Origin of the sequence: Herbaspirillum sp. 1173, from assembly GCF_031455335.1 — a bacterium.
Lineage (GTDB): Bacteria > Pseudomonadota > Gammaproteobacteria > Burkholderiales > Burkholderiaceae_D > Herbaspirillum > Herbaspirillum huttiense.
The window spans coordinates 1306784-1327175 of record NZ_JAVDSP010000001.1; the positions used below are offsets into that span (position 1 = coordinate 1306784).

The 20392-nt window shown below is 64.2% G+C and carries 18 protein-coding genes and 1 pseudogene; 9 read left to right on the forward strand and 10 right to left on the reverse strand.

Going from position 1 to position 20392, the window contains the following annotated elements; translation table 11 throughout:
* Positions 1 to 57: 57 nt before the first annotated feature.
* From tssB to J2X56_RS05900, 3 genes are all read right to left on the reverse strand, one after another.
* Complete coding sequence (gene tssB / locus J2X56_RS05890) at positions 58 to 552, reverse strand: type VI secretion system contractile sheath small subunit (RefSeq protein ID WP_310158837.1); 495 nt, start codon at positions 550 to 552, stop codon at positions 58 to 60.
* A gap of 423 nt (positions 553 to 975) precedes the next feature.
* The gene (locus J2X56_RS05895; protein ID WP_310158839.1) at positions 976 to 1320 is read right to left on the reverse strand and encodes an STAS domain-containing protein; all 345 of its coding nucleotides are present in this window, start codon (positions 1318 to 1320) and stop codon (positions 976 to 978) included.
* A 108-nt stretch (positions 1321 to 1428) separates the two neighbouring features.
* Positions 1429 to 1875, reverse strand: coding sequence for an ATP-binding protein (locus J2X56_RS05900; protein WP_310158841.1), 447 nt, complete (start codon positions 1873 to 1875; stop codon positions 1429 to 1431).
* Between the two features lie 378 nt (positions 1876 to 2253).
* Here J2X56_RS05900 and J2X56_RS05905 point away from each other — a divergent pair, with 378 nt between their 5' ends.
* The 7 genes from J2X56_RS05905 (at position 2254) to J2X56_RS05935 (ending at position 12865) form a co-directional block, all read left to right on the forward strand.
* Positions 2254 to 3105, forward strand: coding sequence for a formyltransferase family protein (locus J2X56_RS05905; RefSeq protein WP_310158843.1), 852 nt, complete (start codon positions 2254 to 2256; stop codon positions 3103 to 3105).
* A gap of 22 nt (positions 3106 to 3127) precedes the next feature.
* Entirely contained in the window at positions 3128 to 4024 is an 897-nt protein-coding gene (dapF, locus tag J2X56_RS05910) for a diaminopimelate epimerase (RefSeq protein ID WP_310158846.1), read from the forward strand.
* Positions 4021 to 4797, forward strand: coding sequence for a hypothetical protein (locus J2X56_RS05915; protein ID WP_310158848.1), 777 nt, complete (start codon positions 4021 to 4023; stop codon positions 4795 to 4797). The genes dapF and J2X56_RS05915 overlap by 4 nt, the downstream gene beginning before the upstream one ends.
* Position 4798: 1 nt before the next feature.
* Positions 4799 to 7828: a PP2C family protein-serine/threonine phosphatase gene (locus tag J2X56_RS05920; RefSeq protein WP_310158850.1), complete on the forward strand. Its 3030-nt coding sequence runs from the start codon at positions 4799 to 4801 to the stop codon at positions 7826 to 7828.
* Positions 7825 to 10353, forward strand: a complete 2529-nt coding sequence (locus J2X56_RS05925) for an MFS transporter (protein ID WP_310158852.1) — start codon at positions 7825 to 7827, stop codon at positions 10351 to 10353. Before J2X56_RS05920 ends, J2X56_RS05925 begins: the two co-directional genes overlap by 4 nt.
* Complete coding sequence (locus tag J2X56_RS05930; protein WP_310158854.1) at positions 10350 to 11438, forward strand: ABC transporter substrate-binding protein; 1089 nt, start codon at positions 10350 to 10352, stop codon at positions 11436 to 11438. The genes J2X56_RS05925 and J2X56_RS05930 overlap by 4 nt, the downstream gene beginning before the upstream one ends.
* 76 nt (positions 11439 to 11514) lie before the next feature.
* A protein-coding gene (locus J2X56_RS05935; protein ID WP_310159364.1) for an IS3 family transposase occupies positions 11515 to 12865 on the forward strand; the annotation gives its coding sequence in 2 pieces (ribosomal slippage) (positions 11515 to 11972 and positions 11971 to 12865; 1353 coding nt in all).
* Positions 12866 to 13040: 175 nt separating this feature from the next.
* Here the strand turns inward: J2X56_RS05935 and J2X56_RS05940 are convergent.
* The 3 genes from J2X56_RS05940 to J2X56_RS05950 form a co-directional block, all read right to left on the reverse strand.
* Positions 13041 to 13187, reverse strand: coding sequence for a hypothetical protein (locus tag J2X56_RS05940; RefSeq protein ID WP_310158857.1), 147 nt, complete (start codon positions 13185 to 13187; stop codon positions 13041 to 13043).
* Positions 13188 to 13392: 205 nt separating this feature from the next.
* On the reverse strand, positions 13393 to 14349 hold the full coding sequence (locus J2X56_RS05945) for a DUF4868 domain-containing protein (protein ID WP_310158859.1): 957 nt from the start codon (positions 14347 to 14349) through the stop codon (positions 13393 to 13395).
* Positions 14336 to 14938 carry a hypothetical protein gene (locus J2X56_RS05950; protein ID WP_310158860.1) on the reverse strand — a complete coding sequence of 201 codons (603 nt, stop codon included), beginning with the start codon at positions 14936 to 14938 and terminating at the stop codon, positions 14336 to 14338. The genes J2X56_RS05945 and J2X56_RS05950 overlap by 14 nt, the downstream gene beginning before the upstream one ends.
* Before the next feature lie 273 nt (positions 14939 to 15211).
* Here J2X56_RS05950 and J2X56_RS05955 point away from each other — a divergent pair, with 273 nt between their 5' ends.
* Entirely contained in the window at positions 15212 to 15358 is a 147-nt protein-coding gene (locus J2X56_RS05955; protein WP_310158861.1) for a hypothetical protein, read from the forward strand.
* Between the two features lie 264 nt (positions 15359 to 15622).
* Here J2X56_RS05955 and J2X56_RS05960 read toward each other — a convergent pair whose 3' ends face one another.
* Together J2X56_RS05960 and J2X56_RS05965 are read right to left on the reverse strand one after the other, a co-directional pair.
* Positions 15623 to 15814 (reverse strand): hypothetical protein, encoded by a 192-nt coding sequence (locus J2X56_RS05960; protein WP_310158863.1) that lies wholly within the window; start codon positions 15812 to 15814, stop codon positions 15623 to 15625.
* 8 nt (positions 15815 to 15822) lie between these two features.
* Entirely contained in the window at positions 15823 to 16146 is a 324-nt protein-coding gene (locus J2X56_RS05965) for a hypothetical protein (RefSeq protein ID WP_310158865.1), read from the reverse strand.
* Between the two features lie 343 nt (positions 16147 to 16489).
* On the opposite strand from J2X56_RS05965, the pseudogene J2X56_RS05970 reads away from it, so the two are divergent.
* A pseudogene (locus tag J2X56_RS05970) lies at positions 16490 to 16672 on the forward strand (GntR family transcriptional regulator); the annotation flags it as partial.
* A gap of 61 nt (positions 16673 to 16733) precedes the next feature.
* Here J2X56_RS05970 and J2X56_RS05975 read toward each other — a convergent pair.
* Positions 16734 to 17405 carry a DUF2169 domain-containing protein gene (locus J2X56_RS05975; protein WP_310158867.1) on the reverse strand — a complete coding sequence of 224 codons (672 nt, stop codon included), beginning with the start codon at positions 17403 to 17405 and terminating at the stop codon, positions 16734 to 16736.
* Positions 17406 to 17408: 3 nt separating this feature from the next.
* On the reverse strand, positions 17409 to 20339 hold the full coding sequence (locus J2X56_RS05980) for a type VI secretion system tip protein TssI/VgrG (protein WP_310158869.1): 2931 nt from the start codon (positions 20337 to 20339) through the stop codon (positions 17409 to 17411).
* Between the last annotated feature and the right edge of the window lie 53 nt (positions 20340 to 20392).

Genomic DNA, 20392 nt, shown 5'->3' on the forward strand with positions numbered 1-20392 from the left:
GGCATCAGTGTTCGTGTGCAAAGCCCCCTGGCAATGCGCGCATGCCGTTGCCGGCGATTACTTCTCGTCGATGCCCAGTTCGGACAGCAGACGCGCGCGCACGCCTTCGTCTTCGATCAGCTCTTGCACCTTCTTGCGGAAGTCGGGGATGTTGCCCAGCGGGCCTTTCAGCGCCTTCAGGGCGTCGCGCAGCGCGATCATCTGGCGCAGCTCGGGGACGTTGTCGACGATGGCGTCGGGGGTGAAGTCGTTGATGTCGTTGAACTTGAGGTTCATCGCCAGCACGGCGTCCGGATCAGCCTTGTCGTCCAGCTTGTTCGGCACGGTCAGGTCCAGGCTCAGCTTCTGTGCCTTGAGCACGTCGTTGAAGTTGTCCTTGTCGATATTGACCGGCTTCATGTCTTCGATCGGGGTGTCGTCGTCGCGCAGGGTGTAGTCACCCATGACCAGCAACTTCAGTGGCAGCTCGACTTCAGCCTTGGCGTCGCCGGTTGCGGGCCGGTAGACAATGTTGACGCGTTCTTTGGGTGCTACTGATCCATCGGATGCCATGACTAATCTCCTGAAAAAAACGGCGGCGGAAAGGTGAAACCTAATCGATCGAGCGCGCTCGTCGAAAATCGAAAGTGTGGCAGAGTGTAATACAAACTAATTCGAGAAAAACAGAATAAAAATGGCTCTAGCGTTTCATTTGACATATTTAATGAGAGCCGCGCCCAGTAAGGGCCCACAAAAATCCCGCTACTCACCGGTAGGTCACACTGATGTCACAAAAAGGTGCTGCCGCATGCACTGAAAACACGCACGCAGACATGCCGCGGAGGACGCAAATTGCGTCGGCCACATCATTGAAAACAAGGATTGACAGTGAAAAAAGTTATGCCGGCCGCTCCGGTTCGGACGCGGCCGGCATTGTGACGGCGATCAGCAGCAGAAGTAGAGCAGCAGCGGCACACACCGCAGCCGGCGCCGCGCTCAGTCGAGATGGGGGAAGTGCTGCAAGGCCTGCTCGCGCGTGTCGCTGACATTGAGAATGCCCAGGAATCCGCTGATGTCGAACACCTCGCGGATCTGGCTTTGCATGCCGTACAACGCCAGCACGCCACCGGTCTGCTTGAGCTTCTTGGCCACCAGCAGGACCACGCGCAAACCCGCGCTGGAGATGTAGTCGAGCGCGCGCATGTCGACCAGCAGATCGCTTTCGCCGCGCGCCACCTGGGCCATGATATCGGCCTCGAACTGCCCGGCATTGACGCTGCTGATCTTGCCTTCCAGGCCAATCTCCAGGATCTCGCCAGCTTTTTCGAATGTGATGTTCATGATGCTAATCTTTGATGAGCGCCCGCCGCCGGTGCCGGAATGGCGCGCCTGGCGGCAAGAGGGACGCGAATGTAAAACAATGAAAACCGGTGGACGCGCGGGCGCGACTCAGGCGGCATCCAGCGCCTTGGAAAAGCGCAGGCAGTTATGACGCTCGGTGCGCGCGTAGGCCACCTCATCCATTAGGGTCCTGAGGAAATGCACCCCGAGGCCGCCCACCTGGCGCGACTCCAGGTCCAGCTCGAAATCAGGCGGGCCGCCCACCAGCGGGTCAAACGCCACGCCGGTGTCGCGCACCTCGCACACCACGCGCACGGGCTTGCCCTCGGCGGGCTCCAGGGCGACGCTGACGAAGATCGGCTCCTGCGCGTCGCCATCGGGGAAGGCGTAATGGATCACGTTGACGACCACCTCTTCCAGCACCAGGTTCAGGTTGAAAGCGACCTTGGGCGGCAGCCCGTGCTCGTCGCAATAATCCTCCACGAGCGCGGCCAGGCGTGCCACCTCGGCGAGCTCGTTTTTCAACTCGATGAACAGCGCGGATGATGCGGACATCAGACTTCCCCTCATTGCAGTCGATTCGACGGCGCAGTGTAGCACGCGAAGATGACGGCCCGATTTCGTCTCGAATTGGACGCAAGAAGGAAAAAAAACTTGTGCGCAACCGCACGGAGGGCGGCAATGAATCTACAATACGCGCCATATCGAACATTCGAACGCCAGTCATCGCGCAGCCGTCGCGCCATGCCCTTCCGGCCATACCTATAACAATCCCGCCACCGGCATGCCGCGCCGTTCGCGCACAGCGCGCACGGGGTCAGCGCGCCTTCTCGACCGGATCACGCGGCGTCGCGCCGCCTTGCCATCCGGTCAAGAAAAGGGATGCGCGCAGCAGCGCCGCGATGCATGGCAGGGGAAACAAAGGGGTTTAGGGTGAAAATTCTTCTCTGCACCAAGCGCGACCTGGTCGGCAACATCATGCTCAACCGGCTGCTGCCGGCGCTGGCCGCCGCGCACGAGGTCGAGGTGTTGCTGGCCAACCGCATCCGCCCGGAAACCGCCGCCGTGGCCGAACTGGGCTGGCTCAAGTTCTTCGAGCAGGATCTGCCCAACCAATTGCTGTTTCCGCTGCTGGACCAGGCTGACAAAGCCGGGCAAGGCGACCACGGCAGCCACTGGTGCTCGTTCGACGCGCTGGCGCGCCGCCATGACGTGCGTATCCAGGACGCCGGCCATATCGCCCAGTCCGCCGAGCTCAACCGCCGCGTGCAACAGGCCGCGCCCGATCTGATCGTGTCCTTCCAGTTCGGCTTCATCTTCAAGCCCGAGGCGCTGGAAGCCGCGCGCCTGGGCGCATTGAACCTGCATTCGGGCGCCCTGCCCCGCAACGCCGGGGTCAATCCGACCTTCTGGTGCATGAAGGCCGGCGAAGCCGACACCGCCTGCACCCTGCACTGGATCGACCGCGGCATCGACACCGGTCCGCTGCTCGAAGTCCGCCCGCTGGCGCTGGACTACACGCGCTCGCTGTTTTCCAACTGGATCGCCAACTACGGCAACGGCGCGCAGATGATCGAAGACGCCGTCCTGGCGCTGGGCCGCGGCGAGCAGTTGCCGTCCATCGCGCAAGTGGACAGCGAACGCCACTACGTCCCCAAGCCGACGCCGGAAGACTTCGCCGCCCTGGCTGCGCGCGGCGTGCGCCTGGTGGACACCGCCGACTATCTCGACCTGCTGGCGCGCTATCTGCCCGCCGCACCCGCGGCGCTGCCCGCGGCCGCCTGAGCTTCCCCGCGCCGGATCTGCCATGCTGCCTTTCGCCAAGATGCAAGCCTGCGGTAACGATTTTGTGGTCATCGACGACCGCGATCTGCGCTGCGCCGGCCTGGAAAGCCAGCTCGCCCTGCGCCTGTGCCATCGCCGCTTCGGCATCGGTGCGGACGGCCTGCTGCTGCTGCGCGAGGCCCGCCCGTCGGCCGCGACCGACGACACATCGCCCGCTTTCGGCATGGTCTTCGTCAATGCCGACGGCCTGATCGGTGAAATGTGCGGCAATGGCGCACGCTGCCTCGCCGCCTTCATCGGCGACGCCGGCCTGGCGCAGCATGCCCTGCAACTGGACACCGGCGCCGGCATCGTGCGCGTGCGACTGGAAGCACGGCAGATCCTGCTCGACCTGCCGCCGGCCCGCGCCCTGCGACGCGATATTCCCATCGAATGGGAAGGATCGACATGGCATTTCGACGCGCTGGACGTCGGCGTGCCGCACGCCGTTTGTTTTCTCGTTAGCCGGGAATCGCTGGATGCCGCGCCGGTGGTGGCCCTCGGCCGCCATGTGCGCCATCACCCGGCGTTCGCGCCACGCGGCGTGAATGTCAATTTCATTGCCATTGACGACGGCATGCTGCACCTGCGCACCTATGAGCGCGGCGTCGAAGCCGAGACCCTGGGGTGCGGCACCGGCGCGACGGCCGCCGCGCTGCTGGCGCACCTGCGCCATGCGCTGCCGTCGCCGCTGACCGTGGTGACCGCCAGTGGCGAACCGGTGCTGATCCGCTTCGATGCGCCCGGTGACGGTCCGGATAGCGTCCACATCGGCAGCGGCTTGCTGCAACTGGCCGGCGGCGCGCATTTCGTCGCGCGCGGCGAGGCCAGTCCCGAATTGCTGCACAACCTGATGCGGCCGGAGGCCGGCGCCGCATGAAACGCCTGTTGCACCTGACCCTCACCCTGAACCGCTTCTATGTGCTGGCCCTGGCGCTGGCGCTGGCGCTGGTGTTCGCCGGCGGCGTGCTGGCCTCGCTGTCGGCGCTGGAGCAACGCGGCGCCAAGCTGCGCGAAGGCCGCTTCGAATTCAGCCTCAACACCATCCGCAGCGGCATCGAGGCCGGCCTCCAGGTCGGCCTGCTGCTGCCCGACTTGCCGGGCGCGCAACAATTGATCGAGCAAACCCGGTCGCGCGAGCGGGTCATCCTGTCCATCGACATCTTCGATGCCCAGGGCCACATCGTCTTCACCACCGACAATGGCGGCGTGGGCGCGGTCATTCCCGCCACCTGGCGCCAGCCCTGCCTGGCGCACAGCCGGGAAAACTGGAGCGGCCAGGACGACGAGGGCCGCCTGGTCTGCGGCGCCGTCATCAACGGCTTCGACCAGGTCACCGGCGGCGTGGCCCTGCGCTACCGCCTCAGCGACCGCGCCGGGACCTTCGGCCAACTGGGCAGCTTCGGCTGGCTGGCGCTGGTGTGGACGGCGGCGCTGGGCGTCGTCGGCGCGCTGTTCGGCTGGCTGATCCTGCGCCCGGTGGAGCGCCGCTTGCATCGCCAGTCCGACGCCCTGGCCGGGTTGCGCGACGGCCGCAACGACACCCTGACCGGCCCGGTGGCCGGCGCGCTGCACGCCGCCGACGCCATGCAGCAAGAGTTCGACCGCATCGACCAAGAGGCGGATCGTCTCGACAATCTGGAGTCCCGCTGACATGCATGCCCGCCTGCGCACCTTGTGGATCGGCTGGAGCGTGCTGACGCTGGGCATGCTGCTGGCGTGCGCGATCGGCCTGGGCTGGCTCACGCAACGCGCCGCCGACCAGCTCGCCGCGCCCGAGCTGCGCCAGACCGCCGACGTGATCGGCCAGTCAATCTCGCGCGAGATCGAACGTGCCCTCAACTACAAAGTGCCGATCGATCAACTGGTGGAAGTCAACAGCTGGTTCAAGGGCATCGTCGATGACAATGCCATGCTCGACGTGCTGGTGCTGACCGACAAGGACGGCAAACAACTGGCCGCTGTCGGCGTGACGCCCGCCGTCGCCGCCGCCATCAGCCAGATGCCGGACGGCGACGCCGGCCGCCTGGTCGACGGCAATCTGTATCTGGGCGCCATCGTCCTGCGCGGCGCGGACGGCAGCGTCGCCGGCCGCCTGCTGGTCGGCAGCGTCGCGCCGCCGCTGGGATGGGCGGTGTGGTGCGCCTTGCTGAGCCTGGCGCTGGTCGCGGCCGCCCTGGTGTCGCTGGCCCTGCGCGCGCTGATCCGCCAGCGCTTGCACCGCCCGCTGGCCGTCAGTTTTGCCGCCGCCGAGGCGCTGGCCGACGGCGTCCTGCTACCCTTGCCGATGCCGCGCGTGCGCGATCCGGCGACGCAATACCAGATGGTGCTGGCCGAGCGCCTGCATGCCCTGCGCCGTCGCAGCGACTATCTGATGCTGAAGATCGGCGAAGTCCGCGCAGCCCACTTCGATCCCGCCATCGTGGCCTCGCTGGATCAACTGGCGCAGCCGCTGGCGGCCCACCAGCCCCGCGCCGACGCCGGGCTCGCGCAACACGCCGCCATTGGCGAAGGACGCCTGCCGAGCGGCCTGTGCCGCGCCCTGGGCGCCACCCTGGCCGCCCTGCTGGTGCTGGCGGCATGCGGCTACGGCCTGCATCACGAAATGCGCAAGGCCGACACCCGCCGCATGCTGGACAGCGGCGACCAGCTCCTGCAACAGACCTGGCTGGCGACGCTCGACGACGACCGCGTCCGCATGAATGGCGCGCTGGATCGCTTGCTGGCGCGTCCCGGCTTCGCTGCCCTGCTCGCCGGCGAAGATGACCGCGCCCTGGACGACATGCTGGAAGACGCCGCCACCCCCACCCTCGCCTTCGCCGTCTTCGCGCTCGACGGCACCCCGCGCGTGGCCAGCGGACAAAAGGATGAAACCACCCGCATTGACGCGCTGATCCTCGCGCCCTTGCGCGACAACAGCATCATGTCCGCGCCCTTGCCTTCGGTTCACGGCATCTGGCAAAACGTTGCGCATGCTTACCAGAGCGGCGTCGCGCGCCGCATGGACATTCCCGCGTCGGACGGCAGCCAGCGCACCATGGTCGTGATGGCAGCGCAACCGCTCGACGTCAGCCTGGCAGCGCTGCGCCGCCGCCTGCAACAGAGCCAGAGCCCGCTGTCGAACCAGACCAGCGCCGCCGTCGTCGAGACCGCTGCCGCCGACCTGCGCGGCCAGCCGCTGGGCGATGGCTACGCGGACCTGGTGGCCGACTGGAGCAGCCACGGGCGCGCCGACGCGCTGCTCCAGGACGGACAGCAGTCGGCGCTGCTGGTCGCGCTGGGTCTGACCGCGCCCACCGGCCACGCGCTGGGCACGCTGATGGCGAGCCTGCCGCTGGCGCCGCAAGGCACGATCGCGGTCAACCTGCTGATGCTGGCCTGCCTGGTGGTGGGCGCGCTGGCGCTGGCCAGTTTCCTGCTCTACCTGCGCGCGCTGTTCCTGCCGCTGGCGCAGGCCTCGCGCCGGCTGGAGCGCCTGGCCGATGGCGACACCGAGACCGACGAGCCCGAGCAGCAACAGCGCGAGACGCGCCAGCTGTACCGCATGGTGCGGCGCATCGCCGAGAAGATGGATGCGCTGGAAACCCTGCGCCGCTCGCGCGAACGCCAGGGCAAACGCCAGGCCCGCTTCATCCGCTTGCAGATGATGCAACTGGCCGAGCGCCTGGATGACGTGGCCCGCCGCGGCATCCTCGAAGACCTGGCGCGCATCGAACATGCCAGCCGCCCCGCCGTGGGCGAACAGGCCGGACTCGGCGCGATGCAGCCGGACGATCCACGCCTGGAGCGCATCGTCGATGAATTCGGCATCCTGGCACTGGGCTTCCAGAACCTCGTCAGCCGGGTCGGCCAGCAATACCAGGAGCTGGATCGCCTGGTGGCCGAACTGCGTGAAGCCCTGCGCACCAAGACCCAGTTCATCGCCCTGCAACAAGAGCTGGAAATCGCCCGCAAGATGCAGTTGTCGATCTTGCCGCGCGACTTCGACGCCAACCGGCACCTGGCCCTGCATGCCGTCATGCAGCCTGCCAAGGAAGTCGGCGGCGACTTCTACGACTTCTTCGCCATCGACGCCCATCGCGTGGCGCTGGTGATCGCCGACGTCTCGGGCAAGGGCGTCCCGGCCGCCTTTTTCATGGCGATCTCGCGCACGCTGCTGCGCGCGGTCGCGCCTTATGCCGACAGCACCTCGGCCTGTATCGCCCGCGTCAACGACCTGTTGGCTGCGGATAATGAAGAAATGATGTTTGTGACCTTGTTCTACGCCATCCTCGACACACGGGACGGCAGCCTGACCTATACCAACGCCGGCCATAACCCGCCCTATCTGCTGCGCGCCACCGGCGGCGTCGACCTCGTGCCCAACACGCGCGGCACCGCGCTGGCCGTGGCCGAAGGCCTGCACTACCGCGAAGGCACGGCGACCTTGCAGGACGGCGACGCGCTGTTCCTGTTCACCGACGGTATCACCGAGGCCGCCGCGCCCGATGAAGAACTGTTCGGCGACGCCCGCCTCGCCGCGGCCCTCGCGCAATGGCATGCGGCGCCGGTGGACCAGGTCACGGCGCAGGTGGTCGAGCGCATCAAGCTGTTCGAAGCCGGTGGCCCGCAGGCCGACGACGTCACCTGCCTGATGGCCCGCTATCAGCGCGCGCCGCACGCCGTCGCCGGGAGCGGGCCGTGAAGCGCCGCGCCTATCAGCGCCCCTTGTGGATCGGCGCGGCGCTGCTGACCATGGGCACGGTCATACTGCTGTTCATGAACTACGCCAAGTTCGACTCCACCCTGGAAGGCCGCGAGCGCGCCCGTCACGGCATGCTGGCCGCCCACCTGGCCAAGACCATCGAGGCGCGCCTTGCACTGGGGCTGGAGCTGGAGCCGACGCCGTCACTGCAAGCGGCGTTGCGGCAAGAGCTGACCCATGATCCGCGCCTGCACGCGCTGGTGGCCTTGGATAACGCTGGCGTCCAGCGCATTCTCGCCACCCTGGAAGACGATCCCGGCCAGCCCGCGCTATGGCAACGCGCGCGCCGCGCTGCCATCAGCGGCCAGCCCATGCCGGAACAGGCGCACTCCGGCACGCTGGCGCTGCCGCTGCAAAACGCCTTCGGCGTGCGCGCCGGATGGCTGGTGCTGGAATTCGACCTGAGCGCCCCGCAGCGCCAGGCGCAGCAAGCCTTCCGTCGCCTGTGGCCCAGCGCCGTCGGCGCGCTCGCTCTCACCATCCTGTTGCTGGCCGCCCTTGGCCCGCGCTGGTCGCGCGGCCTGCGCGAAGAAGAATTGCCCGAAGACGCCCCCGCGCCCGCGCTGCACGCCCAGCGCGAACGCCGTCGCCGCTCGATCCGCCAGTTGGGCTTGCTGTTGTCCTTGCTGCTGATGCTGGTGCAAGGGGCCATCGCCTGGCGCGCCTATGACGTGTTCAGCGAGGTCGGCACCGAAGATGCCCCGCGTCTGGCCGCCACCTTCGCCCACACCCTCACGCCCGGCCTGGAACGCGCGCTGGAACACGGCATTCCGCTGAGCAAGCTGCGCGGCGTGGACGACTGGTTGCAGCAGGCCTTCGCGGCCGGTGCCGAGTTCGCCAGCGTGACCATCGAAGACGCCGGCGAGCACCCTCTGTTCCGCGTCGACAATCCGCATGCCACGCCCAACCGCGACGAATCCGACGACAGCCTGTTCCGCTTCCCGCTGCTGCTGGACCATGAGGTCATGGGCAACCTGGCCGTGACCGTCGATCCGCACCCGCTGGCCGAACGCACGCGCCAGCTGGGCATCGAATTCGCCACGCTGCTGCTGATCGGCGTGCTGCTGTCGATGGAAATCCTGCATGGCCTGCTGGCGCGCAACCAGCACGCCCATGTCGATGATCCCCAGCATGCCGACGGCCGCCACGCCCAGGCCGCCGAGGCCGCGCGCATGCTGGCGCGCCTGCGCCTGCCGCTGTTCCTTTACTTCACCGGCTCCGAGCTGCCGCGCGCTTTCCTGCCGATGTGGGCGCGCCAGCTGGCCGGCCAGGTGCTGCCGCGCTGGTGGGAAGGGACCTGGCTGGAATCCTGGTTCGGCGTATTCAATCTGCTGCCGGAGGCGGTGCGCAACACCTTGCCGATTTCGCTGTTCCTGCTGACCATCGCCCTGGTGTCGCCCTTCGCGGGCCGCCAGAGCGCCCGTCATGGCCCGCGCCGCCTGCTGCACACCGGCCTGGTGCTGGCGCTGGCCGGCCATGTCACGGCGATGCTGGCGGATTCCCTGCTGACCCTGTGCGTGGCGCGTATCCTGACCGGCGCGAGCTCGGGCTTCCTGACCGTGGCGACCTTCGATTTCATCGGCCGCAGCGGCGCCCGCGCGCGCGGCATGGCGGTGTACCTGGCGGCCTATGTGGCTGCGGGCATCTGCGGCGCCGGCCTGGGCTCGCTGCTGGTGGACCGCACCGGCACCAGCGGCGTGTTCGCGGTCGGCATCGTGTTCACCGTGCTGGCCTTCCTCTCGGTGCTGAACCTGCCGACCCTGGGCGAGACCTCGCAAAAGCCGACGCCGCTGGCCGGCGCGCTCTGGCACCTGCTGCGCCAGCCGCGCTTCCTGGGCTTGCTGGTGCTGGTCGGCCTGCCGATGCAACTGCTGCAACAGGGCCTGCTGTTCTACTGGGCGCCGCTGGCCTTGTCGGCGCAAGGCGAACCGACTTCCTTCATCGGCCTGACGATGATGGCGTATTTCTTCCTGGTGCTGCTGCTCAATGCGCCGGCCGCCCGCTGGGCCGACCGCAGCGGCCGCCATGCCGGCATCGTGCTGGCCGGCCTGGCCATTGCCGGCCTGACGGCGCTGGCCAGCGGGATGATCGACACACCCGTGGCGATCGCCCTGTCGGTGGCCGCCATCGGCGTGATCTGGGCTGCGGGCTTCCCGGCCCAGGGCGCGCTGGTGCTGCGGCTGGACGAGCGCGATCTGGCCGGCGTGCCGCCGACCGTGGCCGTGGGCGTCTACCGCATGGTCGAGCGCATCGGTGCGATGCTGGCCGCGCCGGCGATCGCCCTGCTGGTAGCCAGTGCCGGCTATGCCGACACCGCCAACCTGATCGGCATCCTGCTGATCACCTGCGCCGCCCTGCAAGCCTGGATCCTGTGGCGCGAACAACGCCGCGAACGCCGGCAGATCAACCCGCTGCCCGTGCAGCCCCCCACCGCTGCCGGCTCGTGCAAGAAGGAAACCCCATGACAAGCCTCTTTTTCCTGACCGCTGGCCATTCACGTCCCTGGCGCGCCCTGCGCGCGGCCGGTCTGGCGCTGCTCGCCGGCCTGCTGACGGCGGCCGCCCCTGCCGCCTCAGCCGCCGGCGGCACCGGTGCTGCCGGCGCCGCCGCTGCGGCCATGGTGGTCAAGCCCAAGATCGTCTACCTGATCACCAACCGCGGCTGCGAAGAAGTCTGCCGCAGCTTCCAGCACAGCCTGTCCAGCCAGGGGCCTGTCAGCTTCGTGCTGCGCGACATCGACGGCGACGTGGCGCGCATGCCGCCGCTGATCGCCGAGGCGCGCCGCCTGCATCCGGACCTGATCGCCACCTGGGGCAGCGGCATCACGCTGGCCGTGGTCGGCCCGTATGACGCCGCCGACCGCAGCCGCTACATCGACGACATTCCGGTGATCTACATGTATGTGGGCAATCCGGTGGAATCGAAGATCGCCCGCGATCTCAAAAAATCGGGCAGGCCCAATGTGGCAGGGGCCAACACGGCGGTGCCGATGTCGGCGCAACTGAACCTGGTGGAGTCCTACCGCAAGGTGCGCAAGGTGGGCATGCTGTACAACACCAACGAGCCGGCCGCCGTGGCGCAAGCCGACGACGCCCGCCAGAACCTGGCGGCACGCGGCATCGAGGTGATCGAAGTCAAGCTGCCGCCGCGCGCCGATGGCAAGCCGGATGCCGATGACATCCCCGGCGCGCTGTCCAAGCTGGCCGAAGCCAGGCCAGACTTTCTCTACAATGTCGGCTCGACCTTCACCCTGCAACAGATCAGCCAGATCAGCAATGGCGCGATCGCCCTGGGCGTGCCGATGTTTTCCTCGGCCGAATCAGCGTTCCGCAAGGGCGAGATTTTGCTGGGCCTGATCAGCCCGCTCGCCGGGATCGGCCAGGTCTCCGCCTATCAGGCTGGTCAGGTGCTGTTCCACGACCAGCAGCCCGGCGACCTGAGCACGCCGACGCTGACGCGGCATTCCGTGCTGATCAACATGAAGGCCGCGCGCGTACTGCAACTCTATCCGCCGATGAAGATGCTGCAATTCGCGGAAATCTCCGAGTAAATCAGCGCCACAAAAAAACGCCGCCTGAACTGCACCCCAAAAGTTGGACATGAATCCAAGCTTTGGGGTGTTTTTCATGGCGAAGTACGATGTGAAGTTCAAGCATGAAGTGGTGCAGAAATATCTGTCGGGAGGCAGTGCCAGAGGCCTTGCCAAGGAATATGGTCTGCGCCACAGCATGGTTCAACGGTGGGTCCAGAGCTACCGCCATCACGGCATAGATGGGCTGAGCAAGAAGCACGATCACTACAGTGCCGAGTTCAAGCTGTCGGTATTGAAGCGCATGAAACAGGATCAGTTATCGCAGCGGGAAGTCGAGGCGATGTTCGGACTCCGTGGCTGTGGCACAGTCAGTCGGTGGGAACGCTTGTATCATGAGCACGGCCTGGCCGGATTGCAGCCCAGGCCGAAAGGACGCCCGACGATGATGAAACCCAAGATTCCCCCGAAGCCCACGAAGAAAGACGACACGCGCCCGCGCGAGGAATTGCTTGATGAGATCGAGTACCTGCGTGCGGAGAATGATTACCTAAAAAGCGTCGGGCCTTGATTCAGGCAGAGCAAGCAGCTGCGCAAAAGCAGCGCGACTCGTCCAGGAATTGAGGCCACATCACAAGTTGCCTGTTCTGCTGAGGGTTGCCGGATTGGCGCGCAGCACCTTCTATTACCAGGTCAAGACGCAGGAAGCTGGCGACAAGTATGCTGCCGTGAAGTCGCACATCCGCAAGATCTATGACCGACACAAAGGCCGGTATGGCTACCGCCGCGTCACGGACACGCTCAAGCAGGCAGGCCAGTTGATCAACCACAAGACGGTGCAGCGCCTGATGGCGCAATTGGGCTTGAAATCACTGGTGCGGCCGAAGAAATACCGGTCGTATCGCGGCTCTGGGCATGTCCATGTGGCGAACCTGCTTCAACGGCAGTTCAAGGCAGAGCGGTTCGGGGAGAAGTGGGTAACGGATGTGACCGAGTTCAAGGTCGGTGCAGAGAAGCTCTACCTCTCACCCATCATGGATCTGTACAACGGCGAAATCGTGTCATATCAGATGAGCCGTTCACAGCAATTCCACATGGTCGACAACATGCTGAAGAAGGCGATCTCGACCTTGAAAGGAGTGCTACGTCCCATGCTGCACTCGGATCAGGGCTGGCAATATCAGATGCACGCGTATCGGCGCGCCCTGGCCGAGAATGGCATCACGCAGAGCATGTCGCGCAGAGGGAATTGCCTGGATAATGCGGCCATGGAAAGCTTCTTCGGCACGCTTAAGTCGGAGTGCTTTTACCTGAATCGCTTCTCCAGCATCGAGCAGCTAAAGATCGAGTTGCGCAAATACATGCACTATTACAACCACCACCGCATCAAAAGCAAATTAAAAGGACTGAGTCCTGTGCAATACAGAACTCAGTCCTTGAGGCCTTAAGCGGCTATTGACCGTCCAACTTTATGGGGGCAGTTCAGCCCGGTCATGCCGGATGGCGTTTTTTCTTTCTGCTTTGCTACTGCGCTGCCACTTCTCCCTACCATTCCCCCTACCACTCCCCCCTCCATCTCCGACGGAAGGTCTTGCCAGGGTGTGCCATGCCGCGCAAGGCGGATCAGCGCACCCAGCCATTCATCAAGTGATTGAAACCATGCACGATATGCGCGCTGCCACCCTGCGCATCCAGCTCCTGGGCATACGCGACATCGCTGCTGCTGGCAAACATGATGGCCAAGGTCAGGCCCAACAAGAAAATACGCATGACATCCTCCAATTCAGTGTGGTGAACCAATGTGCCGACGGATGTGCTTGTGGCACGCTGTGCGGCGGGTCTGCCGCGTTGTCGGCTTGGCAAGGATGATGCGTCCGGCGCGTTGCGGATTGATGTCAATCCGGCGGCGCTCTGTTGCAATTGAAATGAAGCGGCAGGCGACGGTCCCCCGTCGCCCGCCGTATGAGGGCTTGGTTCAGTCCACGCGCGACTTTGCCGCCGAATCGAACATCTCGTCATTGATCGGCGACCGCAGCCGGTCATTGTTGAGCAGCTTGAGCAGCAGCTCGATGTTGTCCGGATCGACCACGATGCGATCCTGCTCCACCTGCACATTCCAGCCTTCCTGCTGGCTGACCGCCTTGAGCTTCCGGATGTAGTCCGGCTGCCGGTAATAGCCCGCCGCGCGGATCGCCGCCAGCTTGCGCAGGTGATGCAGGTTGTTGCCCACGAATTGCCGGATCAGGCCGACATCGGTGAACAGCTTGAGCGCCTCGATATCGGCCAGCACTTCCGCACCATCGGTCTTCATGCCTTCGCGGAAATTCATGGCGATCTCGAACTGCCGCTTGTTGGCGATGAACAGCGTGCCGTCGAAGGCAAAGAAATCGAAGCCCGGATCGATCAGGAATACCTCTTCGTCTTCGACATCCACCAGCCGGTGATTGCGGAAGAACAGCGTGCTGCGGCTGCGCACCCGCTTTGGCTGCATGTCGCCGCCGATCTTTCGCCAGGCGTGCAGGCGCTGCACGCCCTGCTCGAACACGGGGACATAGGCCCAGGCGCCGAGCAGTTCCTCGTAGCGCTGCACATGGGGCTGGCTAAAACCGTCCTGGATCGCGGCGGCCACCTGGGCAAAATCCGTTTCCCCGGCCGGCAGGGTCAGCATCACGTCGTCGCCATCGGCCGTGTTGAAGTCATACGGCGCGACGTGGAATGCCCGCGCCTGGTCTGCGGCATCCCGCTGCACCTGGGCGCGGACATAGCCCTTCAGCCGGGCTTGCAGCCGCGTGTCGGCATCCACCCGGATGACCTCATAACGCGCCGTCTTGTTGACCAGCTTGCGCCGCACCAGCCAGAAGCTGGTGCTCCAGGCGTCGAGATCCAGCGATTGCCAGGCCGCCAGGCGCGCTTTTCCCTCAGCTGGGCGCATGTCCGTCTCCATTTGGTGCCGCGACCGGCGTTGCGATATACAGGTAATAGGACAACTGCGTGACATGGTGGGTCTCGCCCATGCCGATCGGCGCGCGCGTGATCACCAGCGCCTGCCGCTCCTTGTCGTCGCGCCTGAAGGTGCAATCCACCAGCATGTAGCCCGCCATGGCCAGCACCGGATTGATGAAGACGGTTTGCGTGCGGTAGGCCATCACGAACAGCATGCCCATGAAAATGCACAGGCCGGCGACGGTCTGCCAGTCGTGCGGATCGATGCGGACAAAGGACAGCAGATATGGGATCGTGTAACTGAACATGTCGCCCGAGCGGTTGGCCGCCTTGGTGACCACGACGGGCAGGCCGCGCGAGAGACCGCGCACGGTCGCCAGCGTCGTCACGCAACTGACGACACCCAGCAGCAAGAGGATCGTGCAATACACCGGCGAGCGCACCCACCACGGACTGGCGGGGTCGATATCCTTGAGGATCAGGATCGCCATCAGCGGCGCGTAGGCGCTCAGGAACAACAACAGGGAGGCCCAGGGGCGCAGCCGCAATGAAGCGTCGCGCCGGGAAAGATCATTCACGCCATGCTCTCCTCTCGCTTGACATGGGCCAGCAAGCGTGGCCCCGGTGACGACGGCATGCCATGCCATCCTTTGTCGGCGGGCGTTTGTTGTTGTGCTTATCCGCGGGCAGGCATGCAGCGCGGCCGATGGTATCACGATGCCCTTGTTTCAGTTGCAACAGGCAGGCGCGCCGCCTGAAACAGACGCGCAACAGGCCGCGCCGACAATGGTCTCCATCGCAACCCGCAAGGCCCGGCAACCCGCCGCCGCCCTGCATCACCGGAGAATCCCATGCGCCTTTTCATCGCCATCGCCCTCATGACCGGTTCCCTCAGCGCCCGCGCCCTGGACCCGGTGACCTATGAATTGATGAAGCCCGCCGCGTCCGACCAGGAACCGGAATCCCTGATGACACAGTTCATGCGGTGGATGGGCTGACACGCCACATCGCCTGATGCCCGGCATCGGCGCGGTCGCACAGACCGCCTTACGCCGCAGGATCCGGGCGCGCAGCCATCACGTCTTCACGCCATCCAGCAATCTCCCTGCGCACACCCGTTCATGCGCCCCGGAAGCCTCGTCTTCCGGGGTGTTTTTTTGCGCGCGCCATCTGTTCCCGGCGCAAACAAAGACACCGGCGAGGCGGGAGCCGGGCCGGCGTCTTTGTTTGCGGCGGAATGATCGGTGATCGATGGGTGTCCATCAGGCGCAGACTCCCGCCAGGGCCTGCATCGCGTGCAGCTCGACCAGCAAGCCGTAGCGCAACGATTCCTGCCAGGCCTGGGGATCTTCCTGGCCGCCGCCGACTGCGGCGCGCACGTCCTCGGCTTGCCACAGCAGCCCGACCAGTTCCTGTTCCGCGTCGCTCATGGCGTCATGCAAAGAGGTCTTCATGACGGCACTCAGATGAAATGCAGGGTACTGCGCCGGTTGGACAGGACGTAGTTGGTGCACATCTGCGCCACTTCCTGCAAGTCGCCGAAGTCGGGCCGGCTGCACAGCACGCCCAGCACTTCGATCATCTGCATGCGGCTGGGGATGATCTCGATGGCGCTGTCGTCCATCCAGTCATGCAGCACGTCGCGCAACTGCAGCGGCGACATGGTCGCCACGTCGCTGCGGGTCGGCACGCGCACGTTGCGGGGCTTCAGGCAAGCGGTCGCCTGGTGGGCCTCGGCGGCGCGGATGTTGTCGAGGGGGATGCCAAAAAATTGATAAGCGTTCATTGCGTTCTCCAGTGGGTTGAGGTTGATCCGGGCCACCGCGCTACGCCTGGCGCATGACGCCGTCGGCTCGGGCAGGACGCATCTTGATCCCCTCGCATTGCAGCAAGGTTGCAAAAAAGACCATGCGCGTTTCATCTGCAACATAGGCATGGGAGACACGCGGAAGAACGGCCCGCGCCGTTTCGGTGCACGCGCGGCCTCCCCTGCACCGCCACGGGATCCGCGCACCGCCGGGGACAGCGCATCCAGCCCCGGCGCGCCTTTCCGGGGGCCGCCTCCCCCCGCGACAAGCCTCGCACAAGCTGTATACAGCCCTGGCACAAAAGCTGCATACAGCTTTGGCATGACCACTTCCGCCTACATCAGCACGCGCATCCTCGATGCGGTGCTCGCCAAGAAATTGCTGCCGGGCCACAAGTTGAGCGAACAACAGCTCGCCAGCCTGTTCGGTTGCAGCCGCACCGTGGTGCGCGAGGCGCTGACCCGGCTGGCAGTGCGCAAGCTGGTGACCGCCAGCGTCGGCAGCGGCTGGTATGTGGCGCGTCCCAGCGCGGAGGAATCACGACAGACGTTCGAAGCGCGCCGTGTCATCGAAACCGGCCTGCTGCGACTGCGGGCCACCATGGATGAGGCCGCGCTGACGACCTTGCGCGCGCATCGAAGCTGCCCATCCATGCGCGCCGCTCCGGGCCATTCAAGCCGCCCCCGAATCCCGACGGCGCGACCACCTCGCCCTGACTGATGAGGCAGGCGCCCGGCGCTTCGATATTCGGCAGCGGCCAGACGACCGCGCCATCTGCGTCCGTGATGGCGGCAGCGCCCTTGCCGGCCGGATTGGCCGCGTGGCCGGGACCGCCGAAGGCATGCGCCGGCGTGATCGGCATGCGCGAGAACGGCTGCGGCGCGGCGATGAATCCCAGCGCGTTGAAATGGCGGTCGCCGCTCACCAGCAATTGTTTGCGCGCGCTCCCCAATTGCGCCGACACCACCATCTCCGTCACCGGCGTGCCGCCAGGCGCGTGGGCGCTGCCGTAACACAGGAATTCGGCGGCAGGCTTGGGAAAGCCTTCATCAAGAATGCCGTCCTCGCCCAGCGCCGCCGTCGCGATCCGCCACAGATCGGCGGCCTCGCGCAGCGCGCCTGGTCCGCTCCGCCCGAACTCGAACAAACCCAGCAAACCAATGGCCAGCGTGCGCCGCCGCGCGAAGCGGAGGCTGCGGTGCAGCAGGGTCATGTGATCAGGGAGGAAGAGTTTCATGGGTCAGGCGATCCTGACGTTGCCGCCCTTGCTGAGGACAAGACTTTCTCCGATGTTGATGATTCCTTTAGGATGATTCAGCTTCAAACCTGCATCAGAAACCTCGAAAGCCTTCTCTCCGTTCACGATTGCTTCCATTCCATCGGGTCTAACCGTCAGCCAGGTCTTGTCGGTCCCCAACTGCACGCAGCCCGGCTCAAGGAGCAGCCATGCTTTTTCGGTCACTTCGGCGAGAAGGCTTTTCTTCGACATCGTCAATATCACATCTTCCCTATCTTTGCCGCCCTGAGCGAGCGTAATCCTGCCGTTGGAAGAAAGCGCGATGTCCTCATCGACCTTGATCAGACTCCTTTGCGCCTGACCGTTACCCGCATGCAAAATTTCCGCCGCTGTCTTGCCAACCTTGAGGGAAGTTCCATCCAGCACGTCTGCCTCGAAGAGAAAATCACCTAGGTAGGTCTGATCTTCTTCATGAAACAACTGATTCAAGCCTTCTCCTTCCGGATCGTCAGCAACCCCGATTTTCCCCTTCCCCGCAATGCCGAGACGTGAAGTCCCGGTGTCACTCGCCGGGACAAGCTGAGTCTCGTCGCTTACGGCATCCACTTCCATATTGATGCCATGGCGGGCAACAGTCATGCTGCTCGCATAATCATTGTCCTCATCCAGACGCTCGATCGCCTTGGCCGTATGACGCAATACGCCTTGCGAGACCCCCATGGCCACGGCATTCGTACCGACTTGCGCCACCGTCGTCCCCCATCCGGCAACATCCTTCACCTTGAGTTTTCCGTCATTTTTTGAGGATCGACCACGGTCAGCCGACACGCCCACTGCGGTCGCCGCCCCTGCGGCCAGGACGCCATTGATGACCAGATTCGCGATGACCACATCCCTCACCCTCTTCTTCAATGCCGCAATCTGTGCAGCCTTGCTCTTGCGCTGCCCCGCCTGTATCAGCACTTCATCGGTCGCTTTCGTCGTGGACGAAGTCTTCATGCTGACACTATCGGCATCGTCAATCGTGAAGCTTTGTCCCATCTTGTAGCTGACATCCGCGCCTGCGGTGAAGTTGATGCTGGTGCCGGCTTCCACCTTGTACTTCAGGCCCAGCGACAGGGAAGTCTCGAAGGTCGTGCTGAATGAATTCTTGGCCCCCACCGTCAGCGAATTCGATGAGCCCACCGTGATGCTCGTTGCGCTGCCCGAGGTGCTGCTCAGCACTCCGCCGCCGCCCTTGTCATCAGTCTTGCCGACGCCGAAGAAGCTGGTTTTATAAGGTGAACGCATCCAGATCACTTGCGCATCCGCCACGTCGCTGAACTCCACGCTGTTATTGTCGGGCGTGCGCAACAGGTTCTGCTGGGGCTTGTTCTTATCGACAAGGCTTTTATTTTCGGAATTCGGCACCGCGCCGACAATGACCGGGCGATCGGGATCGCCATCTGTGAATGACACAAGGACTTCGTCACCCGTCATCAAGGGAAAATACATGCCATGTTTGTCACCGGCATGCGGCGTCGCCATGCGCATCGGCGACGACGCTTTCCCTGGCATTGATCTCGCAGCATCAAAGTGCATACGCACGCGATAGCGTCCGTTTTCGTCAGGAGCGTAGGCAGGTGGAAGACGGGTGCCAGGCGGAGGATCATCTTTCGCCCTTTCCTTATCCAGGTCGAGACGCATCACAGGACCATCGCTGCCTTGCGCTCTCTTGTTCTCCAACTCGACATTGGCGGTAATCGTGCCCGCGATACGAGGCCTCGCGGTCACACGACCGGCGCGGAACTGCACTGTCGCCGGAATCGCCGTGAAGTCATTGGCGTAGGCAATCTCTGCCTTTTCACGCCCCGTCGAATAAGGCGATGGCAGGTCTTGCAACAACAGGCGTGCCTGCGATCCATGATGAATGACGCCGGTGACCAGATAGCTGTCGTTAAAGCTCTGACGATAATGCCCTGACAAGCGCATTCGATGTCCGCTCCGTATGCCGACGACCGTCGACTCGCCCTGGAAGACCTGGCCGCCGCAACGAATTTCCTCTGCGCGCAATTCAATAGAGCGGTCCATTTCGGCCTCTGAACGCAAGCCTTCGTCATGTAATGTCACGGCCCCGATACCCGAAGCGCTGACGACAACCATCTTTTCAAACGTCACTTTCGCGTTCTGGGGATCATAATCCTGCATGAACAAGAGTCCGGGCAGCACACGTCTTTTGGCGGTAAACACCTGAACAGCGTTATTGAGCGGATTGCTATCCCGCGTATCGACCGGCTTGAAACTGACATCCTGACTTGCACCAAAACGGAAATCCCCGTCATCGGAGATGACCATGGTCTCGGCATGCTCCCCATGCTCAACCCAGTAATACATCCCCTCTTTTTCCAGCCATCGCGAAATGAAATCAAGGTGTGATTCCTGATACTGGTACACAAATTCCCTGACTGGAATCACATACCGGTTGGCGACAACCTCCTCTGAGGATCCTTTGCTCTTCAAGCTGAACTCGATATCGGTCGAGCTTAACCCTTGCTCCAGGAATATCTTTCGCAACAAGTCTGTGATCGGTCCGCCGACCCAATGGACAGCCGATGTCCGAAACAACGACAGCTGCCATATGCGCGGCACCATGACCGCACAATAGAACACGTAGCCCCCTGCTTGATGCAACTGATCGAATTCGCTCAACCTCCCGTGATAGGGGGCAGCCGTCTTGCCATCCGCCGCGAGAATCGTAAGATGCACGGCACCGTCGATCATCGCGTCCAGATCCACGTCTGTCTTGTCGCTGACCAACACCAACTCAAAGCGAAACAGCCTGGACAGTTCTTCCGTTCCCGCCATGCTGACGACATCAAACAAGTCTGCAGCGGACAAGTCGTGCGTGAACGTGAACCGAGTGTTTCCTGCAAGCCGGTGCGTGAGCGTAGTCATGGAAAGGCCCTTCATGAATGAGGCTGCAATGCAAAAAACCGGACACCGCCCAA